The 19,677-nt window shown below is 67.9% G+C and carries 14 protein-coding genes; 8 read left to right on the forward strand and 6 right to left on the reverse strand.

The genetic code is table 11. The features are described 5' to 3' along the window. Positions 1-46: 46 nt before the first annotated feature. Positions 47-1,441 carry an aspartate aminotransferase family protein gene (locus RIL96_RS04910; RefSeq protein WP_310547886.1) on the reverse strand — a complete coding sequence of 465 codons (1,395 nt, stop codon included), beginning with the start codon at positions 1,439-1,441 and terminating at the stop codon, positions 47-49. Positions 1,442-1,575: 134 nt separating this feature from the next. Between RIL96_RS04910 and RIL96_RS04915 the strand changes: the two genes are divergently transcribed. Together RIL96_RS04915 and RIL96_RS04920 are read left to right on the forward strand one after the other, a co-directional pair. Further along, positions 1,576-3,015 (forward strand): aminobutyraldehyde dehydrogenase, encoded by a 1,440-nt coding sequence (locus RIL96_RS04915; protein ID WP_310547887.1) that lies wholly within the window; start codon positions 1,576-1,578, stop codon positions 3,013-3,015. A gap of 29 nt (positions 3,016-3,044) precedes the next feature. Then, entirely contained in the window at positions 3,045-4,400 is a 1,356-nt protein-coding gene (locus tag RIL96_RS04920; protein WP_310547888.1) for an NAD(P)/FAD-dependent oxidoreductase, read from the forward strand. Positions 4,401-4,889: 489 nt separating this feature from the next. On the opposite strand, the gene RIL96_RS04925 is transcribed toward RIL96_RS04920, so the two are convergent. Together RIL96_RS04925 and RIL96_RS04930 are read right to left on the reverse strand one after the other, a co-directional pair. Further along, positions 4,890-6,293, reverse strand: coding sequence for an APC family permease (locus RIL96_RS04925; RefSeq protein WP_310547889.1), 1,404 nt, complete (start codon positions 6,291-6,293; stop codon positions 4,890-4,892). After that, positions 6,290-7,936: an amidohydrolase gene (locus RIL96_RS04930; RefSeq protein WP_310547890.1), complete on the reverse strand. Its 1,647-nt coding sequence runs from the start codon at positions 7,934-7,936 to the stop codon at positions 6,290-6,292. Before RIL96_RS04930 ends, RIL96_RS04925 begins: the two co-directional genes overlap by 4 nt. A 173-nt stretch (positions 7,937-8,109) precedes the next feature. On the opposite strand from RIL96_RS04930, the gene RIL96_RS04935 reads away from it, so the two are divergent. Then, the gene (locus RIL96_RS04935; protein WP_310547891.1) at positions 8,110-9,543 is read left to right on the forward strand and encodes an aminobutyraldehyde dehydrogenase; all 1,434 of its coding nucleotides are present in this window, start codon (positions 8,110-8,112) and stop codon (positions 9,541-9,543) included. Here the strand turns inward: RIL96_RS04935 and RIL96_RS04940 are convergent. Further along, entirely contained in the window at positions 9,521-10,195 is a 675-nt protein-coding gene (locus RIL96_RS04940; protein ID WP_310547892.1) for a TetR/AcrR family transcriptional regulator, read from the reverse strand. The genes RIL96_RS04935 and RIL96_RS04940 overlap by 23 nt on opposite strands. Before the next feature lie 150 nt (positions 10,196-10,345). On the opposite strand from RIL96_RS04940, the gene RIL96_RS04945 reads away from it, so the two are divergent. From RIL96_RS04945 to RIL96_RS04955, 3 genes are read left to right on the forward strand one after another with little or no spacing between them, the layout of a single operon-like run. After that, positions 10,346-11,788: a flavin monoamine oxidase family protein gene (locus RIL96_RS04945; protein ID WP_310547924.1), complete on the forward strand. Its 1,443-nt coding sequence runs from the start codon at positions 10,346-10,348 to the stop codon at positions 11,786-11,788. Next, complete coding sequence (locus RIL96_RS04950; RefSeq protein ID WP_310547893.1) at positions 11,785-12,861, forward strand: agmatine deiminase family protein; 1,077 nt, start codon at positions 11,785-11,787, stop codon at positions 12,859-12,861. Before RIL96_RS04945 ends, RIL96_RS04950 begins: the two co-directional genes overlap by 4 nt. Positions 12,862-12,894: 33 nt before the next feature. After that, positions 12,895-14,622 (forward strand): amidase, encoded by a 1,728-nt coding sequence (locus RIL96_RS04955; RefSeq protein ID WP_310547894.1) that lies wholly within the window; start codon positions 12,895-12,897, stop codon positions 14,620-14,622. 64 nt (positions 14,623-14,686) lie between these two features. On the opposite strand, the gene RIL96_RS04960 is transcribed toward RIL96_RS04955, so the two are convergent. Together RIL96_RS04960 and RIL96_RS04965 are read right to left on the reverse strand one after the other, a co-directional pair. Beyond that, positions 14,687-15,877: a sugar-transfer associated ATP-grasp domain-containing protein gene (locus RIL96_RS04960; protein WP_310547895.1), complete on the reverse strand. Its 1,191-nt coding sequence runs from the start codon at positions 15,875-15,877 to the stop codon at positions 14,687-14,689. 31 nt (positions 15,878-15,908) lie between these two features. Continuing rightward, positions 15,909-17,153 carry a sugar-transfer associated ATP-grasp domain-containing protein gene (locus tag RIL96_RS04965; protein ID WP_310547896.1) on the reverse strand — a complete coding sequence of 415 codons (1,245 nt, stop codon included), beginning with the start codon at positions 17,151-17,153 and terminating at the stop codon, positions 15,909-15,911. A 285-nt stretch (positions 17,154-17,438) separates the two neighbouring features. Here RIL96_RS04965 and RIL96_RS04970 point away from each other — a divergent pair, with 285 nt between their 5' ends. Both RIL96_RS04970 and RIL96_RS04975 read left to right on the forward strand, forming a co-directional pair. Further along, positions 17,439-19,223: an asparagine synthase-related protein gene (locus RIL96_RS04970; RefSeq protein WP_310547897.1), complete on the forward strand. Its 1,785-nt coding sequence runs from the start codon at positions 17,439-17,441 to the stop codon at positions 19,221-19,223. 13 nt (positions 19,224-19,236) lie between these two features. Next, positions 19,237-19,671, forward strand: coding sequence for a hypothetical protein (locus tag RIL96_RS04975; protein WP_310547898.1), 435 nt, complete (start codon positions 19,237-19,239; stop codon positions 19,669-19,671). Positions 19,672-19,677: the final 6 nt, after the last annotated feature.

A 19,677-nucleotide genomic window follows, 5' to 3' on the forward strand; every position in this document is an offset into this window, starting at 1 on the left:
ACTGAGAGCGTGCACTGAGGAGGTGGGCCAGAAGCCGGGCGGCCCGTCAGATCATCGCCTTGGCCTCCGTCAGCACCTTGCGGATGATCTGTTCCATGTCCTCGAAGAGCTGCTGGTCGGCGATCAGCGGCGGGGCCAGCTGGATGACGGGGTCGCCGCGATCGTCGGCCCGGCAGTAGAGCCCCTCAGCGAAGAGCTGCTTGGAGACGTGGCCGTAGAGAATCCGCTCGGACTCCTCCGCGCTGAAGGACTCCCTGGTCTCTTTATCCTTGACCAGCTCGATGCCGTAGAAGTACCCGGCACCGCGCACATCGCCGACGATGGACAGGTCCTTCAGGCGTTCCAGAGTGGAGCGGAAGCGTTCCTCGTTCTGCTGGACATGCTCGAGGATCTTCTCGTCCTCGAAGATCTGCAGGTTCTTCAAGGCCACCGCAGCGGATACCGGGTGACCGCCGAAGGTGTACCCGTGGCCGAACATGGCCCCGTCCTCCAGGAACGGCTCCATCAGGGCGTCGGTGGCGATCATCGCGCCCAGGGGAGCGTAGCCGGAGGTGATGCCCTTGGCGGTGGTGATGATGTCAGGCTGGTAGCCGTAGCGCTCGGCACCGAACATACGCCCCAGACGCCCGAACGCGCAGATGACCTCGTCGGAGACCAGCAGCACGTCGTATTCGTCGCAGATCTCGCGCACGCGCTGGAAGTACCCGGGAGGCGGCGGGAAGCAGCCGCCGGCGTTCTGCACCGGTTCCAAGAACACCGCCGCCACCGTCTCCGGACCTTCGGCCTCGATCGCGTGGGCGATCTGATCGGCCGCCCACCGGCCGAAGGTCTCCAGCGAGGCCTCATCGGTGACGTTGAGTGCGCCGGAGGTGATCTCCGGGGCGCGGTAGGCGTTGGTGTTGGCCACGTGCGCGGTGGAGGGCACAAGGGGCTCGAAGTCCTGCTTCAGCCCGGCGATACCGGTGATGGACAGCGCCCCGTGCGTGGTGCCGTGATATGCGGTGAAGCGACTGATCACTTTGTGCTTGCCCGGGCGGCCGGTGCGGCGGTAATACTGCTTGGCCAGCTTCCACGCGGTCTCGACAGCCTCGCTGCCGCTGTTGGTGAGGAACACCCGGTTCAGATCCCCTGGTGCATAGCCGGCGATGCGTTCTGCCAGCTCCAGGGCGGGTGTGTGGGCGTAGGACCACAGCGGCATGTACTCCAGCTGTGTGGCCTGCGCAGCTCCGGCCTCGGCGAGGTCGCGGCGTCCGTGCCCCAGCTGAGAGGTGAAGAGCCCGCCGAGCCCGTCGATGTAGCGGCGGCCGGCGCTGTCGTAGAGATAGCAGCCCTCACCGCGGGTGATGATCGGTACGTCCGCCTCCGCGTAGGAGCCGTGACGGGTGAAGTGCATCCAGAGGTGGTTCTTCGCAGCGTGCTGCAGGCGAGCGTCATCGTTCATGCCCACCATCTTCCCCGGCGGATGCGAATCATTCAAGAGAATCCGCGCTGTAAGCCTCAATATCCTGCGAAATCCGCAATCAGTGAGGGTTCACACCATATGAATCAGCACCCTGTTTCTGTATGCTCGGTCACATGGCCACAGAGCAGATGAACAATGTCATCGATGGTGAAGCAGTCCCCGCGCATCACGGGAAGCGCTACGAGGTCTACGCCCCGCACACCGGGGAGATCTACGCCGAGGCGCCGCTCTCCGATGCGGAGGACATCGACCGCGCCTACTCCGCTGCGGCCCGGGCCTTCCCCGCCTGGCGCCGCACCACTGCGCAGCAGCGCGGTGAGGCGCTGCTGAAGATCGCCGAAGCGCTGGAAGCCCGCAGCGAGGAGTTCGTCCGCGTCGAATCCCAGGACACCGGAAAGCCGGAACACCTGACGGCCGCGGAAGAGATGCCGCCGAATATCGACCATTTGCGCTTCTTCGCCGGTGCCGGGCGGTTGCTGGAGGGCCGTGCCGCCGGTGAGTACATGGCTGACCACACCTCCTACATTCGGCGTGAGCCTGTCGGTGTGGTCGGTCAGGTCACGCCCTGGAACTATCCGCTGCCGATGCTGCTGTGGAAGGTCGCTCCGGCCCTGGCCGGCGGCAACACGGTGGTGCTCAAGCCCAGCGACACCACCCCGGCCAGCTCGACTCTGTTCGCCGAGCTGTGCCAGGAGTTCCTCCCGCCCGGAGTGTTCAACGTGGTCTGCGGTGACCGGGACACGGGGCGGGCTCTGGTCGGCCATGACCGACCGGACATGGTCGCGATCACCGGTTCTGTGCGTGCCGGCCGGGAGGTCGCCGGGGCCGCGGCGGATGACCTCAAGCGCGTCCACCTGGAGCTCGGCGGGAAGGCCCCGGTCATCGTCTACGACGACGCCGACGTCGCCGCGGCCGCTGAGGGCATCGCTGCCGCCGGGTTCTTCAACGCCGGGCAGGACTGCACCGCCGCCACCCGTGTGCTGGTGGCCGAGAGCATCCGCGAGGAGTTCACTCAGGCGCTGGTGGCCGCCGCGCAGAGGACGCGGGTCGGCGGTCCGGAGGATGAGGCAGCGGACTACGGCGCCATCAACAACCCGGAGCATCTGGCGAAGATCGTCGACGCCGTGGACTCTCGCCCCAGCCATGTGCAGCTGCTCACCGGTGGCCACACTGTGGGGGATCGGGGCTGGTTCTACGCGCCGACGGTGCTCAGCGGGCTCCGTCAGGATGATGACCTCATCCAGCACGAAGTCTTCGGTCCTGTCATCACCGTCCAGTCCTTCGAGGCGGAGGCCCAAGCGCTGCAGCTGGCCAACGACGTCGTCTACGGGCTCGCTTCCAGTGTGTGGACCACCGATCACGGCCGCGCCATGCGCGCCTCCCGGGACCTGGACTTCGGCTGCGTGTGGATCAACACGCACATCCCGTACCTCTCCGAGATGCCCCACGGCGGGTTCGGTCATTCCGGCTACGGCAAGGATCTGTCCATGTACGGGCTGGAGGACTACACCCGCATCAAGCACGTCATGAGCTACATCGGAGAGCAGCAGTGACCTCCGCAGACTCTCCCCGGCCCTGGCCCTTGAGTGGACTGGATGACTCCGTGCTGCGGCCGCTGTGGCTGGACACGGAGGATCGCCCGGAGCCGCGCGCCACGCTGATCGGTGAGCATGAGACGGACCTGCTCGTCGTCGGGGGTGGATTCGCGGGGTTGTGGACTGCTCTGCGCGCGGTGGAGCGCGATCCGGGGCGCCGGGTACTGCTGGTGGAAGCCGACCGTCTGGCTGAGCACGCCACAGGCCGCAACGGCGGTTTCTGCGAGGCCAGTCTGACCCACGGCGAGGCCAACGGCCGGGCCCGGTGGCCTGAGGAGTACGAGACCATCCACCGGCTGGGGATGGAGAATCTGACCGGGATCGCTGAGACGGTGGAGCGGTACCGGATCGACTGCGGCTTCGCGCGCGGCGGGGCGCTCGTCGTCGCCACCCGTGACCACCAGATTCCTGACCTGGAGCCTGAAGAGCCGGGATTTCTTGATGCTGCCGCGACTAGGCAGCTGGTTGATTCCCCGACGTATCTGGCGGGGCGATTCGTCCCAGAGGAGTGCGCGGTGCTGGATCCGGCCCGGCTCGCCTGGGGGCTGGCCGATGCTGCGGAGGATCACGGGGTGCGGATCGCCGAGCGGACACGGCTGCAGTCGCTGCGCCGTGAGGGCGGGCATGTGGTGGCCACGACCGGTGCGGCGAGGATCCGCGCTCGCCGAGTGGCGATAGCGACCAATGCGTTCCCGAACCCCTTGCGCAGGGCCCGTCTGGACACGGTCCCAGTCTATGACTATGTGTTGGCCACGGAGCCGCTGACTCAGCAGCAGCTGGAGCAGCTGGGCTGGGACCCCGCCGTCGGAGTCTCAGACTGCGCCAATCAGTTCCACTACTACCGGGTGACCCCGGACCGCCGGATCCTGTGGGGCGGCTATGACGCGATATACCACTTCGGCAAGGCCATCGGTCCGGAGCTGGAGGACCGCACGGAGACGTTTGAGACCTTGGCGCGGCATTTCGGTGAGACGTTCCCGCAGTTGGACGGGATCCGGTTCACTCACCGCTGGTCCGGAGTGATCGACACGTCGACTCAGTTCTGCGCGATGTTCGGGCAGGCACACGGGGGCCGCACGGCCTACGCGGTGGGTTTCACCGGGCTGGGCGTCGGTGCGACGCGCTTCGCCGCCGACGTGATGCTGGATCGGCTCGCCGGCGAGGACACTGAGCGTACGCAGCTGCAGATGGTGCGTCGTCGTCCGCTGCCCTTCCCGCCTGAGCCGCTGGCTTGGGCGGGCATCCGGCTGTCGATCGGTGCACGGGCGCGTGAGGACGCCACCGGCCGGCCGAGTCTGTGGCTGAAGGCGATGGACAAGGTCGGTCTCGGCTTCGACTCCTGAACCGATGAGCTGCTGAGCCGTCCTGAGTCTCCCACTGTTCCGGCCCCGGTGGCGGGTGGGGCTCATAGTTCCGGTTGAGTCTCAGCCCCAGCTCCCCTCCACCGAGGGAGAGAATCTGGTCTGCCCACCCGGCGTGTCGCGGTAACTCTTGCTCCTTCGCTGAACTGTGCTCGGGGACCCCTCATCGAGGGAGAGAATCTGGTTCCGAATTTCGGCGTGTCGCGGTAATTTTCTCTCCCTCGACGGGTGGAGCTGGCCGCCGCCGTCGAGGGAGCAAGAGTGGTCTCCCTGCCCGGCGTGTCGCGACTAGATATGCTCCCTCGGCGGAGGGTGGCGCGGATGGGTGCAGCGAGGGAGAGAAAGTGGTCCTGGTTCTCGGGGTGTCGTGACCAGATTCTCTCCCTCGATGGGGAGGGGAGTGGGTGGGTCGGTCCCAGAGCCCAGAGCCCAGAGCCCAGAACCCAGAACCCAGAACCCAGAACCCCGGGATCAGGCCTGTTCGCGGAGATCGAGCTGGGGCACTGGGCGGCGGAACCCGCGGGTGATGATCAGCAGCCAGATCAGCCCCAGGCATGTCCACCCGATGCCGACGATGAACGTCAGCGTGGTCAGCGAGGTCCACAGCCACAGGCACAGCACGACGCCGAGGCTCGGCAGCGCCACGTACTTCACGGCGTCATAGCCGCGGAACCGCCGCTGATCGATCGCATAGTGCTTGATCACGCTCAGGTTCACCGCGCTGAAGGCGATCAGCGCCCCGAAGCTGATGACCGAGGCCGCCACATCCAGCGAAACTACCAGTGCCAACAGGGACACGACGCCGACGACGATCGCCGCCAGGTATGGGGTGCGGAACCGCCCGTGCAGCACCGCGAAGATCCGAGGCGGCAGCAGCCGGTTACGGCCCATCGAGAACAGGATCCGCGAGACCGAGACCTGGGAAGCCACCGCCGAGGCGATGCATCCGGAGACGTAGGCTGCGGTGAAGAACGCCACGAGGAACGCCCCGCCGGCTTCACGCATCACATCGACACTGGCGGTGTCCACGTCGGTGAAGCTCTCCCAGTCGGGCAGCACCAGATGCCCGATCCAGGACAGGAGGATGAACAGCAGTCCGGCTCCCAGCGTGCAGATCAGGATGGCCCGCGGGATGGTCTGCGTCGGGTTCTTCGTCTCCTCGGAGAGCGTGGAGACCGCGTCGAATCCGAGGAAGGACAGGCAGAGGATCGCTGCGCCGGCCGCCACGGCGGTGAAGGAGATGCCCTCGGAGTAGAACGGTGCCAGCGGGTCCACCACGCCGGCCGCGCCGGAGAGCGTGAGCGCGCTCATCACCGCGAAGGTGATGATGAAGACCGCCTGGACCGCCAGCAGCAGCCCATTGAGTCCGGCTGCGACCTTGATTCCCAGCACGTTCATCCCGGTGACCAGGATGATCGCGGCCAGGATGACCAGCCATGTGGGGACCTGCGGCAGGGCCGCATTGAGGTACAGCCCGATGACCATGAAGTTGATCATCGGCAGGAACAGGTAATCCAGCAGCAGCGCCCATCCGGCGATGAAGCCGAGCCCCGGACCGAAGGACTTCTCGGTATACGTATAGGCCGATCCGGCCAGGGGATAGGCCTTCACCATATTCGCGTAGGCCAGCGCCGTGACCAGCATCGTGGCCAGAGTGAACAGGTAGGCAGTGGGCAGGTGTCCGCCGGTGACAGTGGTGACGATGCCGTAGGTGGTGAACACCGTCAGTGGGACCATATAGGCCAGCCCGAAGATCACCGTCGAGGGCAGGCCGAGGGTTCGCCGCAGCGTGGAGGCCCCGCCGATGCCGGCGCCGATGTCGGGCAGCTCGTGTCCGGTGTCGCTGCCGGGCGCTGAGTGGGGTGTTCCGGTCATGAGAAGTCCTCTGCGTGGTGGGAGACGAGGCCGTCGATCAGGGTCAGCAGCACACGGGTGGAGAGCAGGTCATCGGGCTCCGTGGTCACCGGATCGCGTTCCCACAGGGCCAGGTCAGCCCGGGCGCCGACGGCGATCACTCCCAGATCTGCCCGGCCCAGCGCCTCGGCGGCCCACCGGGTATAGCCCAGCAGTGCTTCCTCGCCGCTCAGCCGCTGGTCCGGTTCGAAGACAGGGGCTTGGGGATCCCCCGGTCGACGGCGCAGCCGCGCCCAGGCCATCCCGATCCGGGCGTCGTACTGCGCGACAGGCCAGTCCGACCCCAGGCAGATCTTCCCGCCGGCGTCGATGATGTCCTTGACGCGAAAGGCATGGTCAGCTCGTTCGCCGGCCAGGCGGCGGCTCCAGGAATCGGACCCGTCGGCCTCCCGCCACTGCATGTGCAGCGGCTGCATCGAAGCCACGGTGCCGGTCTCGGCGAGCAGCGCGACGTCCTCGTCGGTGAGGGTCTCCAGGTGTTCGACCCGGTGGGGCGCCCCGTCGGTGACCCGCGGACCCAGCTGCGCGTAGAGCCGCGCGGCGGCTGCGGCACCGGCGTCGCCGCAGGAATGGGTGGCCAGCTGGAACCCGGCCTGGTGGTAGCGCCGGGAGACCTCGCGGTACCGCTGGACCGACGGCCAGAAGGGGTGCTGGGATTCGCCCTCGGCGTCAGGGGTGTGCAGCCAGGCGGTGCCGGAATCGATGACGCCGTCGATGAACATCTTGATCATCGAGACCTCAAAACGCGCCCCGCGGGTGCCCAGCAGGCCGATGCGCTCCTCCACAGCCGCATCGTCGTCGCCGGGCTGGTGCCACATGGCGATCTGCAGCCGCACCGGGAGCCCGGTGGGCTGCTTCTCGGCGGCTTCGAGGACTTCGATGGTCTGCGGCCGACCATCCATCACCCCGGCGGTGGTGACGCCGCTGGCCGCGGTCTGGCCCAGTGCCTCGACCACGCGGTCCACCGTGGCCGCCTGGCTTAAGGCAGGGGCAGCATCGATGAGCATCATATAGGCGGGGATCTCGCGCAGTTCACCGGTGGGCCGGCCGTGTTCGTCGACGACGACGAGGCTCTCGTCCTCGAACTCTTCGGTGCCGTCGATGCCTGCTGCCGCCAGTGCGGCGGCATTGCCGACTCCGGTGTGCAGGTCCATCAGCACCAGTGCGACGGGCAGGCCTCCGGCGGCCTCATCGAAGAGGTCGCCGCGGATCTGTTCGCCAGAGACCTGCGCACCGCTCTCAGCGCCGCCACCTTCTGCGCCGTGTTCGCTGAAGACCTTATAGTCCAGATTCCATCCGCGGACCCAGGCGTCCTCGGGCAGCTGCGCGGCCGCAGTCGCGATGGCCTCGCGCACCTCGTCTACCGTGGAGAGCCCGCCGAGGTCGATTCCGTCGGTGAGCTGTGCTCCCCAGACCGGGTGCATATGGGAATCGATCAGCCCGGGAGTCAGCACGCCACCCTCGGCGTCGATGATCTCGGTGTCAGCGGAGGCCAGGGCGAGGATCTCCTCGTCATTGCCCAGGGCGGTGATGATCCCGTCGGTCACGGCCAGTGCGGTCGGCGCCTGCGGCTCATCAGCGGCGAATCGGGCGTCCTCGGTCATCGTCCGGAGGGTCGCATGGTGAATGATCAGCGAAGTCATGGGTTCCCTTCCGGTGACAGGTCAGGGGTGAGGCAGGAGACGTCTGAGCAGACGGTCCTGACGTGTTGCAGCTCACCTTATCGGAGAATAATATGAATATACGTCATTTAACGAAGTATGACCAGGAGGTCTCCATGAGCAGCCGGCTGCAGAACTTCATCGACGGCGCATTCGTCGAGGCGCACGGCCAGGACACGATCGAGATCATCAATCCGACCGACGGGCGGCAGGTCGCCGTCTCCCCGATCTCCGACGCCGCCGACGTCGACGCCGCCTTCGCTGCCGCCCAGCGCGCGGCGACCACCTGGGGCCGGACAACCCCGGCGGAGCGGCAGAAGGCCCTGCTGGACTTCGCCGACGCGGTGGAGGCCCACGCCGAGGAGCTCGTCGAGGCCCAGCACCGCAACACCGGCCAGCCGCGGTGGATGATCACCCAGGAGGAGATCGGGATGGGCGTGGACCACCTGCGCTTCTTCGCCGGTGCTGCCCGCACGCTCGAAGGCCGGGCCGCCATGGAGTACATGGAGGGCCACACCTCCTACATCCGCCGTGAGCCGGTCGGCGTCGTCGCGCAGGTCACCCCGTGGAACTACCCCTTCCTGATGGCGGTGTGGAAGCTCGGCCCGGCACTTGCCGCGGGCAACACTGTGGTGCTCAAGCCCTCGGACACCACTCCGGAGTCCACGCTGGTCATGGCGCAGCTGCTCGGTGACATCCTGCCCGCGGGTGTGGTCAACGTCGTCCTCGGCGACGGCGGCACCGGCCAGCTCATGGTGGAGCACCCGACCCCGGCGATGGTCTCGCTGACCGGTTCCGTCCGGGCGGGGCGGCAGGTCGCCGCCACGGCTGCCCGCGGGCTGAAGCAGAGTCATCTTGAACTCGGCGGCAAGGCCCCGGCAGTGGTCTTCGCCGATGCGGACCTCGAGGCGACGGCGAAGGCGCTGGTCGAGTTCGGCACGTTCAACGCCGGGCAGGACTGCACGGCGGTGACCCGTGTGCTGGTGGAGCACAGCGTGCACGACGAGTTCGTCGAGATGCTCGCCCGTGCCGCCGCCGAGCTGACCACCGGTGAGGCGGACGAGTCGAAGAACGACTACGGGCCGCTGAACAACAGCCGCCATTTCCAGACGGTGCGGGAGAAGCTCTCCCGGGTGCCCGCCCATGCCACTGTGGTCACCGGCGGGGTGCCGGAGGCCGGTGGTGCGGGGTACTTCGTGCCCCCGACGGTGATCTCCGGGCTGCGTCAGGATGACGAGCTGATCCAGGAGGAGACCTTTGCTCCGGTGCTCACCGTGCAGAGTTTCAGCGATGAGGCCGAGGCTGTCGCCCTGGCCAACGGGGTGGCCTACGGACTGGCCTCCAGTGTGTGGACCTCGGATCACGGCACGGCGATGCGGCTGACCCGTGAGCTGGACTTCGGCTGCGTCTGGGTCAACACTCACGTGCTGCTGGTCGCGGAGATGCCCCACGGCGGGTTCAAGGACTCGGGCTACGGCAAGGATCTCTCGCTGTATTCAGTGGAGGAGTACACCCGGGTCAAGCACGTCATGCACGCACTGGGCCAGTGACCTCTGCGCTGAGCTGATCGTCGAGTCCGCGGATGAGGGCCTCGAGCGCGCGCTCGAAGGCCCTCTCTGCGCTGTCCCCGGGCTCCTCGGCGCGGGCGGCGGCCAGGCGGGTGAAGGTCGGCGCCAGCTCCGCGAGGCTTCCGGGGTCGAAGATGTCGGCCGGGGCGGAGGCGTCATAGGCGGCGCCGAAGACCAGCGCCTCGACGCCGACGATCACATCGACGACGGCGGCGCCGTCGAGCCCGGCCTGCTCCAGGCCGTGGGCGACGCGCTCGTACATCTGCAGGGTCTCCGGGGAATCGGCGACCGGAAGCACGGCCATGATGGGGATCAGCGCGGTGTGGCGGATATAGCAGCGCCGATAGGAGCGGGCCCAGAGGCGCAGGGCCTCGTCCCAGGGTGCGGCGTCGAAGCCGGAGCAGTCGATCTCAGCGTTGAGCCGGTCCTGGATGAGCACCATGACGTCCCGTTTGGAAGCGACATGGTTATACAGGGCTGAGGTGGACACGCCGAGGCGCTTAGACAGCGAGGACATGGTCAGGTGCCGGTAGTCCTTCTCCTCGACGAGGCCGATGGCTGCCTCGGCGATGCGCTCGCGGGAGAGGACCGGAGCCGCGGGGCGGCCTCGGCCGCGGCGGGGTGGTGTCGGCACGGGGTGACTCCTGTTCTCGGTGTTCCACGCGGGGCGCGTGCCTCGTCAGTGCTGACCGCTTGACAGGTTGGTGTGATCGCGGCCATGCTACACCCTAATAAATGAACTCACTTCATTTCACGGAGGAGGCCTTTCATGAGTCAGAGAGTGATGCAGGCCGGTGGCCAGACAGGTCAGAGCGCTGTCGACGCAGACGTCGCGAGTGACGCGGACCTCACTGTCGACGTCGCCGTCGTCGGGGCCGGTCCCGCAGGGCTCATGGCCGCCCGCACGCTCCAGTCCCGTGGCCTCGACGTCGTGGTGCTGGAAGCGCGTGACCGAGTCGGCGGGCGGACCTGGTCCCGCGAGATCGACGGCGCCTTCTTGGAGATCGGCGGGCAATGGGTGTCACCGGATCAGACCGAGCTGCTGGGCCTGCTCGAGGAACTGGGCATGCAGACCTTTCCCCGGTACCGCGAGGGCGCCTCGGTCTACCTGGATGCTGAGGGCACCCGCTACGAATACACCGGGGACATGTTCCCCGCCGGTGAGCAGACTGAGGCGGAGATGCGCCGGATCATCGCGGCGCTGGATGACCTCGCCGCCGAGATCGGCCCGCATCAGCCCTGGGCGCATCCGCGGGCCCGCGAGCTGGATACGATCACCTTCACCGAATGGCTGCGCGCCCAGAGTGATGACGCCGCGGCCCGGGAGAACATCGGGATCTTCCTCGCCGGAGGCATGCTGACCAAACCGGCCCACGCCTTCTCCGCGCTGCAGGCCGTGCTCATGGCCGCCTCGGCCGGCGGCTTCTCCCACCTGGTGGATGAGGACTTCATCCTCGACCGCCGGGTGGTAGGAGGGATGCAGTCGGTCTCGGAGGCGCTGGCTGATCGGCTCATACCGGGGACAGTGCATCTGGACTCGCCGGTCCGGCGCATCACGCGCAGTGCCGGAGACTCCGAGGGCGCAGTCCTGGTCTCCGACACGGTCACCGTGGTAGCGAGGAAGGTGATCCTCGCGGTGCCGCCGAACCTGTACTCGCGGATCTCCTTCGACCCGCCGCTGCCGTGGCTGCAGCAGCAGATGCACCAGCACCAGTCCATGGGCCTGGTGATCAAGGTCCACGCGGTTTACGAAACCCCGTTCTGGCGGGAGAAGGGGCTCTCCGGCACCGGGTTCGGTGCGGCCGAGCTGTGCCAGGAGGTCTATGACAACACCAACTACGGTGACACCCGTGGCACGCTTGTCGGTTTCGTCTCTGACGAGTCTGCCGATGAGATGCTCCGGTTGGCGCCCGAGGAGCGCCGGCGGCTGATTCTGGAGTCCCTGGCCCGCTATCTGGGGGAGGAGGCGCTGAGCCCGAGCGTGTACTTCGAATCGGATTTCGCCTCGGAAGAGTGGACCCGCGGTGCCTACGCCTCCAGCTATTCCCTCGGCGGACTGCACCGCTACGGCGCGGATCAGTCCACGCCGGTCGGGCCGATCCACTGGGCCTGTTCGGACCTCGCGGCCGAGGGGTACCAGCACGTCGACGGCGCGCTGCGACAGGGCCGTGAGACGGCGGAGACCGTCGCGGGGCTGCTGAGTTCGGCTGCACAGGAGCAGGGATGACTGCCTTCGGGCCTGTGATGCCCCCGGAATGGGCGCCGCATGAGCGCACGTGGATGGCGTTTCCGCCCGCGAATGAGACCTTCGGTGCACTCGGGGACGAGTCCCTGGACCGGGCCCGGGCCGCGTGGGTCCGGGTCGCGCAGACCATCGCCGCCTACGAGCCGGTCACAGTGGTCGCAGATCCCGAGGATCTCGAGACTGCCCAGCAGATGCTGGGTGCGGACATCACTGTGGTGCCGGTGGCCCTGGATGATGCCTGGATGCGGGACCTGGGTCTGACCTTCGTCCACGATGCCGCCGGGGCGGTGCACGGCGTGGACTGGATCTTCAACGGCTGGGGTGCCCAGGGCTGGGCGCGTTGGGAAGCCGACGCCGCCGTCGGCGGGAAGATGGCCCCGCTCGCCGGCGTCCCGCGGATCCCGAGCACGCTGGTCAACGAGGGTGGTGGGTTTCACGTCGATGGACGCGGTACCGTGCTGCTCACCGACACCGTCCAACTGGATCCCGGGCGCAACCCACAGTGGAGCCGCCAGGAGGTCGAGGCGGAGATCCATACCCGGTTGGGCACACGCCAGGCGGTGTGGCTGCCTCGTGGGCTCACCAGGGACTACGGCGAGTTCGGCACCCGCGGCCGTGTGGACATCGTGGCCTCCTTCACCGAATCGGGTGCCCTGCTGCTGCACCGCCAGCAGGACCCAGCCCACCCGGATTTCGAGGTCGGCGAGCAACTGCGCGAAGTGCTTGACCGCGCCCGGGAGACCGAGGGTCAGCCGCTGCGGATCATCGAGGTGCCCGCGCCACAGGCTCTGCGTGATGAGGACGGGGAGTTCGTGGACTGGTCCTATATCAACCATTACGTGGCCAATGGTGTGGTGGTGCTGTGCGCCTTCGATGACCCGCAGGACGCCGTCGCCGCGGAGATCCTGGCGGAGGCCTACCCGGGCCGCGCGGTTGAGCTGGTCGATGCCCGGGACATCTTCCGCTTCGGCGGCGGTATCCACTGCATCACCCAGCAGCAGCCTCGGCCGCTCGGGGTTCAGGGGCAGAAACATCGGGGACAGAAGCACAGATGAGGCCAGAACACAGATGATGCCAGGAGGTCAGTGATGACGGGACAGTTCGACGTCGTCGAGGCGACCATCCCGCAGCTGCGGGCGGCCCTGGAAGAGGGGCGTGTCACCAGTGAGGAGCTGGTGCGGGCGTATCAGGCGCGGATCGCCGCCTATGACCGCACTGGTCCGCAGCTCAACGCCGTCGTCGTCGAGGATCCTGATGCGCTGGCCGCGGCCCGGGCCTCAGATGCCCGCCGTGCCCGCGGCGAGACTCTGGGGCCGCTGGACGGCATTCCCTACACCGCGAAGGACAGCTTCATGGCCCGGGGGCTCACTGTGGCCGCCGGCTCACCGGCCTTCGCGGATCTCGTGGCTCAGCGGGATTCGTTCACCGTGGGGCGTCTTCGGGCCGGCGGGGCAGTGCTGCTGGGGCTGACGAATATGCCGCCCATGGCCAACGGCGGGATGCAGCGCGGAGTCTATGGCCGGGCGGAGAGCCCGTACAGCGCCGACTTCCTCACCTCGGCCTTCGCCTCGGGATCCTCCAACGGTTCCGGCACGGCGACGGCGGCGAGCTTCGCCTCCTTCGGCCTGGCCGAGGAGACCTGGTCCTCGGGGCGGGGGCCGGCGTCGAACAACGGACTCTGCGCGTACACGCCGTCCTGGGGTGTGCTCTCGATCCGGGGGAACTGGCCGCTGGTGCCCACGATGGATGTGGTGGTCCCGCACACCCGCACGATGACCGATATGGGTGAGCTTCTCGAGGTCCTCCTCGTCGATGACGCTGAGACGCACGGGGACTTCTGGCGCACCCAGCCCTGGCTCAACGTGCCGGCGACCTCGCAGATCAGACCGGAATCGGTGACGACGATGGTGCACCAGGCACAGTCCGCCCCGACGGCGGTGCTGGAGGGACTGCGGATCGGAACACCGGCGATGTTCTTAGGCGCCGATGAGCTGGCCGGAACGGCATCGGACCCCGGGATCGGCGGCCCCACCGGCCGGCGGATCCACCCGCGGCCCAGCGTGCTGGCGCTCTTCGACGCCGCCCGGGCTGACCTCACCGCCCACGGAGCGGACGTGGAGCAGACCGACCTTCCGGTGGTCAGCCGCTATGAGGGGGACCGTCCCGGTGAGCCGACGATCGCCACCCGCGGCCTGGTGAGCCCGGACTATCTCCGCCGGGAGCTGCTGGACCTCGCGGCCTTCGCCTGGGATGACTTCCTGCGTGCCAACGGCGATCCCGCCCTGGACCGTCTTCAGCTGGTTGACGGTGCGCAGATCTTCCCACCGGACCCGGCGGCGCTGCCGGACAGGTACGAGAAGTTCGAAGATGACATCGCCGCCTACCCGGAGTTCATCCGGAACCATCCGATCAGTTCGCTCACCGAGATCCCGGGGATGGAAGAGGGGCTGCACGGACTGGAGGCCACGCGCCGGATCGATTTCGAGGACTGGCTGGATGATCTCGGACTGGATGTGATCGCGTTCCCGGCGGTGGCCGACGTCGGGCCTGCCGATGCTGATATCAACCCGGCTTCGGCGGATCTGGCCTGGCGCAACGGTGTGTGGGTCGCTCACGGCAATCTGGTCTGGCGGCATCTGGGCATCCCGACGGTGACCGTGCCGATGGGGATCATGGAGGACACCGGTATGCCGGTGGGGATCACCATCGCCGGCCGCGCCTATGACGATATGCGGCTGCTGCGCATCGCTGCCGCTTTCGAGGCCACGGGGCATCGGCGTCGGGAACCTCCCCGCACCCCGCGCCTGCCTGCTTGATGAGCCTGCCCGTACTCACGGGATGGGCAGGACGTGCGGAGGAGGAGCCAGAAGCGGGGGAGTTTCAGCGCAGGTCGCGGGCACGGACGACGCCCCGGCGCAGGAAATACTCCCGGGCGCGGGGGTCGGCCAGCAGTGGCCGGTGGACCTGCAGCACGTTCATCCCGGAGTTGATGTTCGCCTCCAGGATCACCGGCCCGTTGGGGCTGATGATGATGTCCCAGCCCACGTATTCCATGAAGCTCAGCCGCTTCGCCGCATCCAGGATCATGGCTTTGGTCGCCTTCCAGTGCGGCACCTGCGCACCTTTGATCCGGGCTCCGGAATCCGGGTGGTGGGTGAACCACACCGGTGTCCGGTCCTCCGGAAGCTGGGCCGCGCGGCTCAGTGTGCCGGTCTCGACGTCGATCTCCGCGCTCAGCCCGCCCTGGGTCCAGTTGTCCACGTGGTTGGACTGGGCGGTGCCGATCCGCTGGACTGCGGTGAGGATGAACGGCTCCTTGCCGCGGGAGAGGTCCGGCATGGTCAGAATGCGGATGGTGTTGGTCGACTGCGGGTTCAGTGCGGCCTGCTCCGGGGCCTGGGCCACGGCGGCTTCGAAGAGCATCGGTCGTTTCAGCCGCTCGATCCAGGCCCGGATCTCCGAGACCTCAGTGGGTTCCCCGTTCATTACATACCCTTCCGGGGTGCGGCGGATGGCGCGCACCCAGCGGCCTTCGGCGCCCTGGACGGGTTTGATGAAGATGCGGCTGCCCACCTCCACGCGGGCATCGAGGAACTCCTGCAGCGGGACGCGATCGTCATGGGGGAAGACGTGCACGGCCCCGCGGGAGTAGAGCCCGAGCAGGGAGACAGTGTCGGAATCCAGGCCCAACTGGTTCATCAGCAGGAAGAAGCTGAACTTATTGTCCAGGATCTCCTGCAGGTCCGGGTGGACCATGTATTTGGTGCGCGTATAGCGCTGCACATCAGAGATATAGTCCCGTGGGTCATTATGCTCGAGGTCGTAGAGCGTGACCGAGCGGGAGAGGAATCCGCGGCGCCACCACGTGGGACGGCGCTGGTCCCAGCTGGTCTCCCACCGGAACTCTTTGCGCAGGAATTTCCGGTAGTCCTCGGCATAGCGTTTGGCCAGCCGGTAGTCCTGGCGCAGCAGGCGCGGGTCCTGCCGAGCCCGCCGGGCCAGCTGCCGTGCTTTGCGGACGAGCCGACGGGACAACGACATCGGGGCGGATTTCTGCGCAGCGGTGCTCACCCGGCCATCGTATCCACTGCCTCTGACCGGCTCAGACAACGCCGCGCTTCTCGAAGTAGCGCCGCACCCGCGGATCGGTCAGCAGCGGGCGGTGGACCTGCAGCACGTTCATCCCGGAGTTCACGTTGCCTTCCAGGATCACCGGTCCGGTGGGGCTGATGATGATGTCCCAGCCGATGTATTCCAGGAAGTTCAGCCGTTGGGCGGCCTCGAGCACCAGGGCTTTGGTCTCCTCCCAGAACGGCACCTGGGCCCCTTCGATCTGCGAGCCGACGTCGGGGTGGACGGAGAACCACTCCAGTTCACGGCCGTCGGGGAGGCGGCTGGCCTTGCCCAGCTTCCCGGTCTCCAGGTCGATCTCCGCGCTGAGCCCGCCGCGGGTCCAGTTGTCCACGTGGTTGGACTTCGCCGTGGCGATGCGCTGGACTGCGATGACGATGAACGGCTCCTTGCCGCGGGTGATGTCCGGCATGGTCAGCACACGGATGGTGTTGGTGGCCTCCGGGTTCAGCGCGGCCTGGGCCGGGGCCTGGGCGACGGCGGTCTCGATCGCCATCGGCCGTGGCCGTCCGGCGAGCCAATCGTGGACCTGCTCGAAGCTGGCGGGCTCGCCGTCCATGACGAAGCTGTCCTCACCGGTGCGCCGTACGGCACGGACGTTCTTGCCTTCGGCGCCGCGGAAGGGCTTGACGAAGACCTTCTGGCCGACGTCGAGGTGCTCGCGGAGGAAATCGGCCAGCGGGATCTGCTCGTCACCGGGGAAGACGTGGACGTCACCGCGGTAGTGGACGCCGAGCAGTGGGACGGTGTCGGAGTCGAGTCCCAGCTGGCTCATCAGCAGGAAGAAGGTGAATTTGTTGTGCAGCACGTCCTGTAGGTGCGGGTGCACCATGTGCCGGGTGCGCGTGTAGCGCTGGACGTCGGAGACGTAGTCGCCGGGGTCGTTCTGCTCCAGGTTGTAGAGGGTCGCGGAGCGGGAGAGGAACCCGCGGCCCCACCACAGCGGCTGGCGCTGACGGAAGGAGGTCTCCCAGCGGAACTCCTTGCGCAGGAACTTCCAGTAGTCCTCGCGGAACCGTTTGCTGCGCCGTAGGCTCCGCCGCCAGCCTTTGCGCTGTTCCTCGGCGCGCCGTACGGCGTTCTTCGACCGGCGCAGCACCTTCTTGGCCAGTTGGTTCTTGGCCTGTGCGGCGGAACCGACGGTTCCGCGTGCTGCCGGGGCTCCTGGAGCGTCGGAGGGCTCTTCGGGTGACGGGTTCGTCGGGGTGGATGCCATCCGGGTCGAAGCCTCCGGTGCCGGGGATGTGGACTGTTAGGATCCTACCAACCGCCGCATGGCGATCATCGGATTCTCAGTGCCGGATGCCCGGCCGGATCTCTAGTCGGATACCCAGTCGGATGTCTCTGGCGGTCTGACGTGTGATCGGCTGTGTGAGCGCGGTGAACTGTGGGGTGCGAATCGTGGGGTGTGAACCGTCGGCCGAGGGAGGAGCTGAGATGCTGGGGTCCCGCCGTGTCTGATGCGGTCTCCGAAGCTGTCCCTGAGCTGAGCGCTGAACCGGTGTCGGAAGCGACGCGTGTCTGCGGTGTCCTCGGCGCCGGTGATCCCGCCCGTGTCCGGGCGATGGCGGAGTTCCTCGGACTGGGGACTGACGCGGCAGTTCATCAGAGCCTGCACCTGAGACTCGTCGGTGCCGGCATCGTGCGCCGCCCCGCCGCTGAGGGGCAGGCCTGGATGTTCAGCACCGCGACGCCCTCGCCGCACCGGTGGGCCACGGCCCCGGTGCCGTGGCAGCAGGCCGCCCGTGACGCCGACGTCGCCGGTGTGGTGCTCAGTCCTGAGGGCAGGCTCACCCTGCATGCCAGCATCTCGGGTGTGCAGCCGCTGTATGTGCAGATCCTCGACGGCGCCGTCTGGTTTTCCACGCATCTCGAAGCACTCGTGCGGACTGCGAGCACGGCGCTGCGGCCCGATGCCTCGGCCTGGGCGGCCATTTTGGGTGCGGGGGCGCCGATGGCCGGGCGGACCACCGTCGAAGGGGTGCGGCGGCTCGCGCCGATGGAGTCGGTGACGGTCGATGTCGGCGGTGATGCTGGTATCGGCGGTGATGCCGGCATCGGTGCCCTCGGCGACTCCGCTGAGGCGCCCGGTGGTCAGCCCCAGGTCAGGATCCGCCGGGAACAGGCGGGGTGGGAATGGGAAGACGTGCTCCCGGAGCCGGGGTTGAGCCTGGAGCAGGTCAGGCGCCGCGGGTTCACTGAGGAGACCATCGGTGCGCTGCGCGCGCAGGTAGCCGCCATCGCCGATGCCCCGTGGCAGCCGATGCTCTCAGGTGGACGGGACTCCCGGATGCTGGCGGGGTTGGCGGCGCAACTGGCAGCTGAGAGTGGTGGTGCCGGGCGGTTGAGCGCTTGGTCCACCAGTTCGGATATCGGGCATACCTTGGAGGAGCTTACCGGGGCGCGGATCGCCCGGCTGCTGGGCGTCGAGCAGCGCATCGTCACCGGTCGGCAGGACGGCTTCGCCGCTGATTTTCTGGACTATGCGCGGGCGACGGGGTTTCAGGCGTCCTTCCACGTGTGGCTGATGCCGGTGGCTCGGCAGCTCGCCGCGCAGCCTGGCACTGTGCTCGACGGCCTGGGCGGGGGGATTTTCCTCGGCGGCGGGTTCGCCGATGAGGCCGCCCTGCTGGCCCGGCGGCCCACCGGTGCGCAGCTGGTGGAGGACCGCTTCGCCCGGGCCTGCAAATATCTCGGTGCGGTGCATCAGCTGCTGCGGCCTGAGGCCGCTGAGGTGGTGACCGCCCGGGCGCGGGAAGACTTCATGCAGACCGCCGAGCGGTATGCCGAGCATCCTCAGGGGGCTACGCTCACCGCGTACCTGACCCGTACGTTACCGGGGATCAGCATGGCCCCGGCGGCAGTGCTGGGTTCTGTACGTCCGACGGCGGTGCCGATCATGTCTCATGAGGTGGTCTCGCGTGCGTTGAGCGTGCCGCATGAGGCCAGGCGCGACGGCGCGTGGTACCCGGATCTGATGGCGGCGGTCCACCCGCAGTTCCGTGAGATTCCGACGGCGGCTGATCTGACCGGGGTGCGTCAGCATAAGCGCCGCGGTGCGACGATCGAGACAGCCCGCTGGTATCGCGGTGTGGTGATGGACTCCCCGGCTGCACAGTTGGTGGGGTCCCGGCTGGTTGAGGGCTCGGCGGGGGACTGGCAGCGGCAGTTGGAGGTCACCGGCGGTCAGCATGTGATCCGCGGGTTGGCGCTGCTGGCGCTGTGGTGGGGCGAGCACCACAGCCGGGTGGCCGATGCGGATCTCTCGGAGCTGTGGAACGGGTGAGGGGAGTACACGCATGATCACAGCCACGCCGGTTCTCGGCCGCGTACGGACTATCGTCGTCACTGTTGCCGAGCACGGTGGTCTGGATGAGGCGACGGTCGAGCTGCTCATCGACTGCGAACGCCGCGGAGTGCGTGTGCTCCTGTGGTTGGAGGAGGCGGGGGACGCGGACTCCACGCTCGCGGGGCTGGCCACGCATCTGGCCACAGACGATGCCGTCTTGCATGCCGAGGCCGTCGCCCGGATCGGTGCCGAACGTGCGGTGCTGGCCCGGGGAGTGCGCCAGGCGCGTCGGCGTGCCGCCGCTGAGGTGCTGCCGCCCGCGGACCGGGGGCCAGCCGGGACCGGACGGAAGGCGCTGCGCCGGGCGCGTCGTCTGGGCCGCCGGGCTCTCTCACGTGCGGCCCGCGCGGCGGATGCCCTCCGGGGTGCCGGTGCGCGCCGGTGATAAGAT

Source organism: Nesterenkonia aerolata (assembly GCF_031470965.1).
GTDB classification, from domain to species: Bacteria; Actinomycetota; Actinomycetes; order Actinomycetales; family Micrococcaceae; genus Nesterenkonia; species Nesterenkonia aerolata.

What these genes read in the sequence shown, in the direction of transcription:
- RIL96_RS04965 (WP_310547896.1), bottom strand. Translation starts at nt 17,153, where the DNA reads ATGGCATCCACCCCGACGAACCCGTCACCCGAAGAGCCCTCCGACGCT.
- RIL96_RS04955 (WP_310547894.1), top strand. Translation starts at nt 12,895, where the DNA reads ATGACGGGACAGTTCGACGTCGTCGAGGCGACCATCCCGCAGCTGCGG.
- RIL96_RS04945 (WP_310547924.1), top strand. Translation starts at nt 10,346, where the DNA reads ATGCAGGCCGGTGGCCAGACAGGTCAGAGCGCTGTCGACGCAGACGTC.
- RIL96_RS04935 (WP_310547891.1), top strand. Translation starts at nt 8,110, where the DNA reads ATGAGCAGCCGGCTGCAGAACTTCATCGACGGCGCATTCGTCGAGGCG.
- RIL96_RS04950 (WP_310547893.1), top strand. Translation starts at nt 11,785, where the DNA reads ATGACTGCCTTCGGGCCTGTGATGCCCCCGGAATGGGCGCCGCATGAG.
- RIL96_RS04915 (WP_310547887.1), top strand. Translation starts at nt 1,576, where the DNA reads ATGGCCACAGAGCAGATGAACAATGTCATCGATGGTGAAGCAGTCCCC.
- RIL96_RS04975 (WP_310547898.1), top strand. Translation starts at nt 19,237, where the DNA reads ATGATCACAGCCACGCCGGTTCTCGGCCGCGTACGGACTATCGTCGTC.
- RIL96_RS04930 (WP_310547890.1), bottom strand. Translation starts at nt 7,936, where the DNA reads ATGACCGAGGACGCCCGATTCGCCGCTGATGAGCCGCAGGCGCCGACC.
- RIL96_RS04925 (WP_310547889.1), bottom strand. Translation starts at nt 6,293, where the DNA reads ATGACCGGAACACCCCACTCAGCGCCCGGCAGCGACACCGGACACGAG.
- RIL96_RS04910 (WP_310547886.1), bottom strand. Translation starts at nt 1,441, where the DNA reads ATGAACGATGACGCTCGCCTGCAGCACGCTGCGAAGAACCACCTCTGG.